Below are 12,808 nucleotides of genomic sequence, written 5' to 3' on the forward strand. Positions count from 1 at the left end.
TCGATAGCGAAGGCAATATTAGCCTGACGCCAGCGGGTGTGGATGCGTTTACCAATGATTATGAAACGCTGGGTAATAATCACACCATTACAGTTGTTGCTTCCGATGGAGTAAACGACACCGAAATCACGGTGACGTTGAACGAGGAAGACGTCAACGAACCTCCGGTCTTTGATCCACCGGAAGAAGGCGATGAGTACGTCTTTAATTACTTGGAAAACTCGGCAGATGGCGATGTTATCGGCCAAGTCACCGCCAGTGACCCTGAAGGGGGAGAAATTACCTATAGCATCAGTTATGGCGACGACGATCCGCTAGATAGCCTGTTTGACATCGATAGCGAAGGCAATATTAGCCTGACGCCAGCGGGTGTGGATGCCTTTACTAATAATTATGAGTTGTTAGGAAATAGTCATGTGATTACTGTTGTGGCATCGGATGGGGTGAATGAGACTGAGATTTCGGTCACTCTGAACGAGCAGGATGTGAATGAGGCGCCAGTAGCGGAAGATTTTGATGTGGATGCTGGTGACGCAGTCATTGTACCCATAGTATTCGATTCCGATGTTGCAGAACTTGACCATATTTCCGATGAAGACGATGACTTTGCCGGAACACAAGTCAACGTCATGATTACTTCGCTTCCTGAGTATGGCACCTTGCTCTACACCGACGAAGATGGCGTGACCAGAGAAATCACTGAAGATGACCTCTATACCATAGGAGACCCTGTAGACGATGTAAGTAAGATTTTTAATCCCAATAACATTGTTTATGTTCCTGGAGAAGGTGACCCGTTTGAAATGGGTTGGTCCGGTGACTCGGATGACATCGTACTGGAAGACGGCTTCTTTAACTGGGGTGATTATGTTTCAGATACCGAAAGGGTGTTTACGTTAGATAACGGTAATACCATAGGAATTAGCATTACCGATAATAACGATAAACCGTTGATGCAGTACACAAATGGTCAACCCCATATTGGCTATGGTATAGGCGATATTGACGGTAGCGGTATGAATAAAGAAGAGACGTTGAAAATTAACCTCATTAACAATCCTCTTACTATTGTTACCTTAGGTTTGGATGGTATGGGTGGGTCATTCGTTAGTACTGGTAATATATATGTTGAGGTTACCTATCATCTTGCCGATGGTACAACTCATGTTGAGCAATATCGCAAAGATGAGGGTGATACGGGCAATCAGCAAATACTATATGAATTTACTTATTCATCGCCGGATAACCCAATTGTTGGGATCGACCTATCTTCAAATGGTGGTAACTGGGAGTTAAGGTACTTGCAAGGCAATGAGGATATTACAGATGATGTCACCTTTGACTATGTTGCCGTTGATAGTGGCGGCCTAACAAGCGAAGAAGCGACTGTCACTATTGACGTTGATGAATCGCCGGAATATGCGGTTCAGACAGCGGCGGATGGAGATGCTCTAGAAGGTCAATTGGGTAATGACCTTATGGTAGGAGATGATAACGACAACGTATTTGTGTGGTTGGACAGCAACTTAGATACAGGTACTGATGTGGTTATGGACTTTGCAGAGGGTGATTTGATCGACGTTCGAGACGTTCTCGCGGATGATGACGATGTTGATGTCGCAGATCTAGACGCCATTGTCGATGCGGCTGTTGTCGATGGCGATGTAGTGCTAACAGTGGAAGGCAGCGACGCGGATCAAACCATAGTGATAGAGAACGGTGCCGAAACGCTTAGTGAATTTATAGCACCGGATAACAGTATTGATGAACTAGCACTTTACGCACAAATCCTCAAAACGGACGCAGCGTAAGCCTTGCGATATTTTGCCGGCCTAAGGGCCGGCTTTTTTTCTTGTTAGGGTAATCATTAAATTACATTTTTAGGTATAAAAAGTATTGCCTGACAAATACGTTTTGTGATAATTTCGCGCGCAATCTCGGAGAGTGCTAAAAAGAAGGCCACTGGGGGATACGCGTTACTCATATTCCGGCTGAGTATAGGTAACGTAGGGTAGGTATCGATGAGTCCTTTCATCGATAGACGGGATACTAGTGTTGCGCTGCAGCATATGAATGGGAAACCCAACATTGAACTCATTTAATAAACACACACTAATCAGCTTCATTCTTCCAAAATGCCCTGTTTTACAAAACAGCAGCATTACTGAACCTTGAAACTAAGCTATCGCTAATACCATCCATATGGATGGCGACTCCCTGTGCTTGTTATTGGTAAAAGCGCAGTTGAAGTCCGTTGAATTCGTGTATTGAAAAGCAGTACACGTGAATGTTGCTATTTCAAGGGAAATTACAGTATGAGCGCCGCCTTTGAAGTCGATACTAATGCTATCGCGAATCCATTTTCAGTTCAGGTTCCAGTGGTTGAAGGAACTTACGATCTCACGCCAGATCAAATGCTGTTAGATCAAGAACAACACGAATCCGATGTCCGTTCTTATCCGCGCCGTTTGCCGATTGCGATCAAGCAGGCATATGGTGCTTTGGTAGAAGATACCCGAGGACAATTGTTCCTCGACTGCCTTGCTGGTGCAGGTACGCTGGCTCTGGGTTATAACCATCCAGAAATTAATCAGGCGCTAAAAGAGCAGCTTGATTCTGGGCTACCGTATCAAACTCTAGACATTACGACTCAAGCTAAAGACAAATTTATCAAACAGGTCAAAGCTTTTCTTCCAGAGTCATTTGCGAAAAACTCCGTTATTCAATTTTGCGGCCCATCTGGCGCCGACGCAGTTGAAGCCGCGATTAAACTTGCTAAACAAACCACTGGCCGAAACACCATGTTTGCGTTTCGCGGTGCCTACCACGGCATGACAAATGGAACCATGGGCATGATGGGCAACTTAGGTACTAAAGCGCGTAGAACGGGTTTAATGTCCGACGTACACTTTATGCCTTTCCCTTATAACCTTCGTTGTCCGTTTGGTCTCGGTGGTGACGAAGGAGCAAAAGCCAGCATCCGCTATATTGAACGTTTACTGAACGACGATGAGGCGGGAATTATGAAGCCAGCAGCAATGATCGTTGAACCAGTACAAGGTGAGGGCGGGGTTGTTCCTGCTCCTGCGTTCTGGCTGCGAGAGCTTCGCCGTCTATGTGATGAACACGGTATCCTACTCATTTTTGATGAAATTCAATGTGGCGTAGGCAAAACCGGTTACCACTTTGCCTACGAAGAGTCGGGTATCAATCCAGATATTCTATGTTTGTCTAAAGCGATTGGTGGTGGCATGCCAATGTCCCTACTGGTATTTGATAAGTCGAACGACACGTGGCAAGCAGGTGAACACACCGGAACATTCCGAGGAAATCAACTGGCGATGGTGTCAGGAGCCAAAGCGCTAGAAATTATTGAACGCGATAACCTCGTGGAACATGCCAACATTGCTGGTCAGTACTTGAGGCTAGGCCTAGAAGCGATTCAAAAACGCGTAAACTGCGTCGCTGAAGTTCGTGGTAAGGGACTTATGTTAGGCGTGGAAATCAAAAAGCCAGGCACTGAACTAAACAAGTTCGGCGAGCCTATGCCTGATGGACAACTCACTCTAGCGATTCAACGTGCTGCTCTTGAGCGCGGATTGATGGTTGAAAAAGGCGGGAGAGATGGCTCAGTAATACGTTTCCTTCCGCCATTAATTATCTCGTTTGAGCAAATCGATTTTGCTCTGCGCGTGATCGAAGAAGCAATGCTTGCTGCAGGTGCAGAACAGATTGAGGTAACTGGTGCAAACGAAGAGTGGCGAAAGCACTTTATTCACACCGGTGAGATGGGTAGCAAAGAGTTTGCCTCGATAATGAATCACACAACAGCAGCCCTAAAAAGTGTGTTTGAAGGTGTAGAACGCCCGTATTCTGGTCTAGAACCTAAACAGCTTGAAACTTTGATTAACGACGTCGACCTCGATGGGAAAAACGCAGCACTAAAAACTGTGATCGACGATACGGCTGAGTTGGTAGCAAAAAATGCTATCTTTACTCAGCACCCAGATTGTATTGCTCACTTGCATACCCCACCACTGATGCCAGCCGTGGCTGCTGAGGGGATCATTGCTGCACTCAATCAGTCAATGGACTCTTGGGATCAAGCGTCTTCAGCGACCTATGTGGAACAAAAGGTTGTGGACTGGCTCTGTGGTAAGTACCAACTCGGTGAATCTGCTGATGGCATTTTCACTAGTGGTGGTACTCAAAGCAATCAAATGGGCTTAATGCTAGCGCGCGATTGGATTGCAGATAAACTCAGTCAGCATTCTATTCAAAAAATGGGTTTGCCAGACTACGCTGACAAACTGCGCATAGTTTGCTCTAGCAAGTCTCACTTTACGGTTCAAAAATCAGCATCTTGGATGGGATTAGGCGAGAAAGCGGTATTAACCGTTGAAGCCAATACGGACGGCACTATGAAAGTGGAGTCGTTGCAACAGGTTATCCAACAAGCGAAATCACAAGGCTTAATTCCATTTGCCATCGTGGGAACCGCGGGCACAACAGACCACGGAGCGATTGACAATCTCGATGTGATTGCCGATATCGCGGCACAACACGAAATGTGGATGCACGTCGATGGCGCATATGGTGGCGCACTTGTTCTTAGCAGCCATAATCATCGTTTAAAAGGCATAGAGCGCGCCGACTCAGTAAGCGTCGATTTCCATAAGATGTTCTATCAAACTATCAGTTGTGGTGCTTTGCTTCTCAAAGAAAAACAAAGGTTTGGCTTCTTGCTACACCATGCCGATTACTTAAATCGCGAGCACGATGAACTGCCAAACTTGGTCGATAAGTCTATAGCGACAACGAAGCGATTTGATGCACTTAAAGTTTTTATGACGATGCAGAGCGTTGGCCCACAAGCTTTAGGTCAAATGTATGATCACCTTATTGAGCAAACCCAAGCCGTCGCTCAAATGGTCGATGGACATAGCGGTTTTGAGTTGTTAGCTCAGCCTTGTCTATCTACCGTACTTTTCCGCGCGGTGGATGCAAAAGTGTCGAACGTAGATGAACTCAACAAGCGAGTGCGCATCGAAGCTTTGACCCGCGGAGTAGCGGTACTTGGTGAAACCGTTGTCGATGGAAATACGGCGCTTAAATTTACAATTTTGAATCCTTGTCTGACCCTCTCAGACTTTGAAACATTGCTCTCTAACATTAACAAGCTAGCTGCTGAGCTGGCGAAATAAAGGTAACGGAAAACTATGGCAATTTTACAGATTGGTGCTGGCGGTGTTGGTTGGGTTGTTGCCCATAAAGCTGCTCAAAACAACGACGTATTAGGTGATATTACACTGGCGTCTCGTACGATTTCCAAATGTGAAAAAATCATTGAGTCTATTAAAGGAAAAAATAACCTTAAAGACCCGAGCAAAAAGCTAGAAGCTCGTGCAGTAGATGCCGATGACGTAGATGCGTTGGTTGCCTTAATCAAAGAAGTTCAGCCAGATCTAGTGATCAATGCTGGTCCTCCGTGGGTCAATATGACAATTATGGAAGCGTGTTATCAAGCGAAAGTCTCTTACCTAGATACGTCGGTAGCGGTTGATTTATGTTCGGAAGGTCAGCAAGTACCTCAAGCTTATGATTGGCAGTGGGGCTACCGCGAGAAGTTTGAACAGGCGGGAATTACTGGTATTTTGGGGGCAGGTTTTGATCCGGGTGTGGTCAGTGTCTTTGCGGCGTATGCCGTGAAGCATCTATTCGACGAAATCGATACGATAGATGTAATGGATGTTAACGCTGGTGATCATGGTAAAAAGTTTGCAACTAACTTTGACCCAGAGACCAACATGCTAGAAATTCAAGGCGATTCTTTCTATTGGGACTCGGGTGAGTGGAAGCAAGTGCCTTGTCATTCGCGTATGTTCGAGTTTGACTTCCCATTAGTTGGTAAGCACAAAGTCTACTCAATGGCTCACGATGAAGTTCGTTCTCTAAAAGAGTTCATTCCTGCTAAGCGTATCGAATTCTGGATGGGTTTTGGCGACCGTTACCTAAACTACTTTAATTGCATGCGCGATATTGGCTTACTTAGCCCAGACCCGCTGACACTGCACGATGGTACTGTTGTTCAGCCACTTCACGTCCTGAAAGCTATGCTACCAGACCCAACGTCACTGGCTCCGGGATACACGGGTAAAACCTGTATTGGTACTTGGGTTCAGGGTAAAAAGGATGGCAAAGCGCGCAGCGTGTTTATTTACAATAACGCTGACCATGAAGTGGCCTACGAAGATGTTGAGCATCAGGCGATTTCATACACTACAGGTGTTCCTGCTATCACTGCTGCACTTCAGTTCTTCCGTGGTGAGTGGGCAGATAAAGGTGTGTTCAACATGGAACAACTGGATCCAGACCCGTTCCTCAACACCATGCCAGAAATTGGTCTAGATTGGCACGTTCAGGAACTGGAAGTTGGTCAACCAGACATCCAGATCCTTAAGTAGTCAGTGAATATCTAATATAGTTTAGGTGTTATCAATATCGAGCCGACGCGCTACAGCGTCGGCTTTTTTCAATAGACACAAATGTTATGCAAGCAAAAGATTTAAAAACGCCTTACTTTATGATCAACGAAGAGAAGTTGATTGCAAACTTGGAGAAGGCAAAACAGCTGAAAGAAATTTCAGGCGTAAAACTGGTGTTGGCGCTTAAGTGCTTTTCTACGTGGGGTGTATTTGACCTCATCAAGCCTTATCTGGATGGTACGACAAGTAGTGGTCCGTACGAAGTGAAACTAGGCCATGAAACGTTTGGTGGTGAAACCCATGCTTACAGCGTCGGTTACAGTGAAGATGATGTTAAAGAAGTCGCCGATATCTGCGACAAGATGATCTTTAACTCCCAAAGCCAGCTGGCTGCTTATCGCCACCTTGTGGAAGAAAAAGCCTCAATCGGTCTTCGCCTAAATCCCGGAGTAAGTTACGCCGGCCAAGATCTGGCAAACCCAGCGCGACAATATTCTCGTTTGGGAGTGCAATACGATCACATCAAACCAGAAGTGTTTGAATCTCTCGATGGTGTGATGTTCCACATGAACTGTGAGAACAAAGATGTTGATGCGTTTATTCGATTGTTAGAGGCAATTTCGAACCAGTTCGGTGAGTACCTAGACAAACTAGATTGGGTCAGTCTTGGTGGGGGTGTCTTCTTTACTTGGCCCGGATACGACATAGAAAAGTTAGGTGCTGCTTTAAAGGCATTTTCGCAAAAGCACAAAGTACAACTTTATCTCGAACCGGGTGAAGCGATCATTACGAAAACGACAGATTTAGTGGTTACCGTTGTCGATATCGTTGAGAACGAAAAGAAAACGGCGATTGTTGACTCAGCGACAGAAGCTCATAGGTTAGACACGCTAATCTACAATGAGCCAGCTTCCATTGAGCAAGCAAGTGATAGTGGTGAACACGAGTATGTGATTGGTTCATGTTCTTGTCTCGCGGGTGATCAGTTTTGTGTAGCAAACTTTGAACAGCCTTTAAAGATAGGTCAGAGACTCAACATCATGGACAGTGCAGGCTACACCATGGTGAAACTCAATTGGTTCAACGGTCTAAAAATGCCGTCAATCTATTGCCAGCGAGCTACTGGCAATATTGAGCTGTTAAACGAGTTTGCTTATGAAGACTTTAAGCGCTCGCTCTCTCAGTGGTCAGTTAGTTAACAAAAAAGAGCAGCCTTGGCTGCTCTTCTGCTTTTCAGAGAAAGGGATGAGGTTAGCTCTCTACTAGTACGCGCGTATCTTCGCTTAAAGACTCTAATTCTTTTGCGACATCGTCGATTCTCAATTCACCAGGTAATCTGAGGGCCATATTGGCCGTGAACAAACTCGAACTTACTCCTCCGCCACCAGCGACAAACACGCGCTGACAATCCATATCCAGTATGCTTATTCCTTGTCCGTCGAGCACATGAGTGATTTCGTTGACAATACCCGCGCGATCATTGGAGTCTAAGCGCAGTTGATAAACGGCTGATGCGTCTGTGGATTGGATGTCAGAGTCAACAATTTGCACGGTGAGGTCGGGATGAGCGTTAAAAGCGTCTTTTACGGTTTGAGCATGAGACTCGGGGAGTTCGATTTTAATCACAGCAGCGACCTGATTTTCAATAAAGTTAACTTTACTGATTAGCCACTTACCGCCATTTTCATGGGTGACAGCCGCAAGCTGTTTAATCGTGGTGGGTGATGCTTTACCGACAAAGTTGACGATGAATGTGGTGTTCATATCGAGCCTCCTCAGTGGAACTTGTAGTAACCGTCGAAAATGACTTTCTCGGCCTTACACTACGTAGTTGTGCGCTTTTTCAAGCTTATATTTTTAGTGTAGAAGCTGAGGGGACTTAATGTTTGATATGGTTCAATAATTGAGAGTTAGATTGATCTAAGTTGCCGAAAACTATACGTAATGCACAAAAAAAGCGGCAACTGAGTGCCGCTTCGGTTTTTGTTCGTTGGCTTTTTTAAAAACGAACGTTTAACTCCACTGCATAGAAGTGGCTGTCGTAGCTCGCTCCGGCATCTAACGCAAATCGCGCTGCGTCAGCATTGCCAAACCATGGTTGATAGTTAAACTGCATATCTGCGCTTCCACCCCAAGTGTTGGTGACCCAACCGTGAATATGACCCACGGGGTTAAGGAAAAAGAGCGTTACGCCTCCTAACGACTCCGATCCCCAAATTTCGCCACCAGAGCGCACGATATTTTGCTCTGCCTCGAACATCATCTCACCAACCACTGAACCAAAGAATGGGGTGATAAAGAGGTCTTGCCATGAGGGAACTTCCGCAAAAGCTTCAACACCGTATTCCCAGAAGAAGGTCGAGAGTGTTGCTGAGTACAAAAATGATTCAAACTCGTTAAATCCTGCGTGACGTGCAGCGGTATAGTAAACCCCTCCGAAGTAGGGGTGCATGATGTAGTTTAAGAAGTGCTCGTCTCGGTCCCAAACGGGCCCCTCTCTTACATTGTCTCTCCACTTTCTACCAAGCTGACTTAAATCACGGGACTCTTCATCCCATTTGGTAATCGATTCAGGTAACATGGTCATTAAGCCGACTGTGACGACACTTAAACCTAAAACGGTGTATGTCTGCTCTTTAAGATAATCCCAGTCTTTTTGGTCCTGAGCGATCAGATATTTAGGTAGATCCGGTTCTTCAAGTTTTAATTGTGGCTCAGTCAGACCTAAGGCATAACTATTGCTAGGAGTATAATGATATTGGGAACCGTAAAGATCATAGAAGCTCTCGGCGTTAAACGAGTATGAAAGCTCTATGTGTTGATCGCCGAACGACGGAGTTGCTACAGCACTGGTGCAAGCGGAAAAAGATAGAATCCATGCTGCTATGTATTTTTTATACACTTAAAACCCCAAAATCTTATAATTTTGATGATCAGAGTCACAATTATCTAGTAAAGTCAGGTGAATGCAAACGGTTAATGGTCTTAATAAACAAACTTAGTCTTAGAAATCCCAATATACAATGGAATTATGTCACGTGATTCATAAAAGTGTGTGATGATTAAAATTACATCGCCTACAGGAACAAATTATTATGATAAAAATTGCAATGCTAAGTACTGGTGAGGAAGTGCTACACGGCGATATTCTTGATACCAACGCTGCTTGGTTATCGGAACGCTTCTTTGCCGAGGGTTTTTCTCTTGTTAAGCGCTCAACGGTAGGGGACAGCCTAATTAGCCTTAGAGAAGAGTTGACCATGCTAGCTTTAAACAATGACGTTGTAATTGTTAATGGCGGTCTGGGACCGACTACAGACGATCTGAGTGCCTCAGTGGCTGCGGAAGTTGCGGGCAAAGAATTGGTACTGTTTCCCGAGTGGTTAAAAGAGTTGGAAAGCTTTTTTGAATCCCGTGGTGTGAAGATGCCGGAAAGCAACCTTAAACAAGCCATGTTGCCAGACGAGTCGACGATCATTCCCAACCCTATAGGGACGGCTTGTGGTTTTAAAATGCAAATTCACGACTCTTGGTTTTATTTTACCCCGGGCGTACCCAGAGAGTTTAAGCGCATGGTTGACGAACAAATTCTACCTGATTTGAAGAAGCAACACCCTGATATGGCAGGGCAAGCATGCAGTAAACTCTATACTTTTGGTTCGTCTGAGTCATCATTGTCAGATCTTTTAGACCCTATTGAACTGCCTGATGGATATGTGCTGGGTTATCGCTCTTACTTGCCGTTTATCGAAGTAAAGCTGTTTGGTCCACAAGAAGACTTGGACACGCGCATGCGTTTGCTAAAGATAATCCACGATTTAATTGGTCAACACGTGGTTAGTGTTGATGAACCAATGTTGGACAATTTGGGGCATTTAGTGAGCTCGCGATCGATAACCATAGCGACGGCAGAACAGTCAACTCAAGGCTGGTTGGCTAATTGGTTGCAATCTAATGAGCAAGTGGAAGAAGCGTGTGGTCACGGATGGGTGCTAGGTAAACGCGTCGATGTTGGCAGTGGAGAAAAAGACATGCTAGCAGCAACGTTGGCCTTAGGCGGAGCCACGCTAGAAAAATGCGCTACTGATGTTGCCTTGGTAACGGGTAAACAGACGGAACAGACTTTTACCGTAGTGCTAGCGACTCAAGAAGGGGAATGGGGACAAACGCTCACATTTAATAGAAAATACAGCAGTCGCGAAGCTGAAAAGAAAATTATCGGTACGGTGGCAGGTGACATGCTGCGTCGTTACCTCGATAAGAAACCCATTTTTGTTAAATACAGCGCGTTAAAAACCGAAAAAGAGATATACGTTCCGCAAAGTATGATAAGCAAATAGATTCTTAATAAAAAACTAAGAGTGGCTGTGAAAAACAGCCACGCTCTACCTTACTCCGACTCCTCTGTCAAACGACCACAGTGCGCCGCTCAGTAATAAGTGAATGATTATTCTTGATATTACCCAATCTGGTTCATATTTTTTTTTTAGATTAATTTGTTCTAACCATTAAAGCGATGATTTTACTCGCTTGGGCAAAATGTCTCAAAAATGCGACGTGCAAACTCTACTTTTGCGCTTAAACTGAAATCTCGTTAGCAGTGATTTAGTAGGGAGGCTTGTATGTTAAATCAGTCGAAGATTTTGGTTCTATATGAGGTGTCTAGCCAAAAAGTAGTTTTAGGTGAAGTGCTTAGTGCGGGAAGGGCAGATGCACTGTCTATGTGGAGAGCGGCTCCAGAAGAACGCGGTCCTTTAAATATTCCTGGGTTTCGTTTATCCCTTTTCGATGCCGATGGCAGAGAGATTGCAGGTAAGGCTGTCTCAATGCTTACCGCAGACGCCTTCCTTGGTGGCCTTCGAAATGCCAGCTAAAGGCCCCACTCTTATGTGAATGTGTGGTGAATATATATTCACTTTTTTGGTGGGTTAATACCCATAAATGTTGAGTTTACCTTTATTACAGCTTGGGTGCGCAGTCTTTTGCTCCCGTGTTCTATCGGCATAATATGCTATGCCGACTCTCCTTTCTGAGCTTTAAGCTACCTTAACTTACTCGAGTGACAAAATAGATTTTGTCGATGATCCAAACCGCTCACCGAGCGGTACCAGTATTTAGCAAAAGCAACTGAGTGAATGAGCGGTGTGAATACTACTAGTATCTTTGAAATCAATAAAATAGACTGGGTATCGAGCCGTAAGGTACGCCTTAGTTTTACTGAGACTCTTGCTAGATTTGTTGTGTTTTAGGTTAGGAAAAGAGATGGATTCAATTACTCAAGCGGCATTGGGTGCAACGGTTGCTGGGGCAATCGCTGGTAAGCAGTGTAACGGAAAAGTATTGTTGGCGGGTGCGGCTTTAGGGACACTGCCCGATCTCGATGTTGTGCTTGACTACGGAGACGCGGTAAGTAATACCATCAAGCACAGGGGATTTTCTCACTCTCTGTTGGTACTTCCTCCTTTCGCTTTTTTAATTTCTTGGCTCTACTGTCGTGTTAAGCCCGACCATTTTTGGACACTTGCTCGCGTGTTTTTCCTGACGGTCAGCGTGTTGATTACTCATACGCTTCTCGATGCGATGACAACCTATGGAACCCAATTGTTGTGGCCTTTTGTAGGTTACTTCGAGTTTAGAAACATATTTATCATCGACCCTCTATATACTTTGCCGCTACTTATCGCAATTGGCGTAGCAATATTTTCGAAAAAGCGAGGAGGGCGCTGGTGTCAGTCAGTTGTGCTGATTTCGACCTTGTATCTCGTTTGGGGTTTTGCAGCTCAGCAGGTTATCTCTCATCGAGTTGAGGAAAACTTGACGGCTCAAAACATACCAAATAGGCAAGTACTCATTACGCCAACTCCGTTTAATACTCTGCTATGGCGAGTAGTCGTGGTGGGTGACGGTCAGTATTGGGAAGGATTGGCTTCCGTACTTGATGGCGATAAGAGAATCGACTTTGTGTCACGCCCTTTGGGAGCGTGGCCACTGAACGAAACCCCAGCGACCTTGCAGGGTTTACGCCTCTTCTCTCATGACTTTCTTACAGTAAGAGAAGAAGCAGATAGCTTAATTGTTTCGGACTTGCGCATGGGGATGGCAAACTATTTGTCCTTTGAGTTTGTGTTTGCGCAAAGAAATGAAAAGGGTGAATGGGAGCTGCTTGAAGCGACCGAGCGACATGCTCGAGATCAAGGTATTGGTGGAGGGACGTTTGAAGCAATTTGGCAACGGCTGAAAGGGGACCAAAGTATCGATGCCAATCTGCAACGAGTTAAACTTTCTTATAATCAATAGGTGAGTTGATTTACTGTTCTAGGGCG

The 12,808-nt window shown here is 45.1% G+C and carries 9 protein-coding genes; 7 read left to right on the forward strand and 2 right to left on the reverse strand.

From position 1 onward, the window contains the following. The 4 genes from BLO31_RS23855 to nspC form a co-directional block, all read left to right on the forward strand. Positions 1-1,811, forward strand: a 1,811-nt coding sequence (locus tag BLO31_RS23855; RefSeq protein ID WP_175443221.1) for a cadherin repeat domain-containing protein, incomplete at its 5' end; no start/stop codon positions are given. Positions 1,812-2,315: 504 nt separating this feature from the next. After that, positions 2,316-5,204, forward strand: coding sequence for a pyridoxal phosphate-dependent class III aminotransferase (locus tag BLO31_RS13840; protein WP_070967680.1), 2,889 nt, complete (start codon positions 2,316-2,318; stop codon positions 5,202-5,204). Positions 5,205-5,219: 15 nt separating this feature from the next. Beyond that, the gene (locus tag BLO31_RS13845; protein ID WP_070967683.1) at positions 5,220-6,464 is read left to right on the forward strand and encodes a carboxynorspermidine synthase; all 1,245 of its coding nucleotides are present in this window, start codon (positions 5,220-5,222) and stop codon (positions 6,462-6,464) included. Positions 6,465-6,550: 86 nt separating this feature from the next. Continuing rightward, a complete protein-coding gene (gene nspC, locus BLO31_RS13850; RefSeq protein ID WP_070967687.1) occupies positions 6,551-7,684 on the forward strand; it encodes a carboxynorspermidine decarboxylase in 1,134 nt (377 codons plus the stop codon). Positions 7,685-7,736: 52 nt separating this feature from the next. Here nspC and BLO31_RS13855 read toward each other — a convergent pair whose 3' ends face one another. Next, on the reverse strand, positions 7,737-8,249 hold the full coding sequence (locus BLO31_RS13855) for a glycine cleavage system transcriptional repressor (RefSeq protein WP_070967691.1): 513 nt from the start codon (positions 8,247-8,249) through the stop codon (positions 7,737-7,739). A 235-nt stretch (positions 8,250-8,484) separates the two neighbouring features. After that, complete coding sequence (locus tag BLO31_RS13860) at positions 8,485-9,387, reverse strand: DUF3943 domain-containing protein (protein ID WP_070967693.1); 903 nt, start codon at positions 9,385-9,387, stop codon at positions 8,485-8,487. 193 nt (positions 9,388-9,580) lie between these two features. On the opposite strand from BLO31_RS13860, the gene BLO31_RS13865 reads away from it, so the two are divergent. From BLO31_RS13865 to BLO31_RS13875, 3 genes are all read left to right on the forward strand, one after another. Next, positions 9,581-10,825 (forward strand): CinA family nicotinamide mononucleotide deamidase-related protein, encoded by a 1,245-nt coding sequence (locus BLO31_RS13865; protein WP_070967696.1) that lies wholly within the window; start codon positions 9,581-9,583, stop codon positions 10,823-10,825. A gap of 282 nt (positions 10,826-11,107) precedes the next feature. Next, positions 11,108-11,359, forward strand: coding sequence for a 30S ribosomal protein S6 modification protein (locus tag BLO31_RS13870; RefSeq protein ID WP_070967699.1), 252 nt, complete (start codon positions 11,108-11,110; stop codon positions 11,357-11,359). 388 nt (positions 11,360-11,747) lie between these two features. Next, complete coding sequence (locus BLO31_RS13875) at positions 11,748-12,782, forward strand: metal-dependent hydrolase (RefSeq protein ID WP_070967703.1); 1,035 nt, start codon at positions 11,748-11,750, stop codon at positions 12,780-12,782. Positions 12,783-12,808: the final 26 nt, after the last annotated feature.

Origin of the sequence: Vibrio sonorensis (assembly GCF_001854765.1) — a bacterium.
Taxonomy (GTDB): Bacteria; Pseudomonadota; Gammaproteobacteria; order Enterobacterales; family Vibrionaceae; genus Vibrio; species Vibrio sonorensis.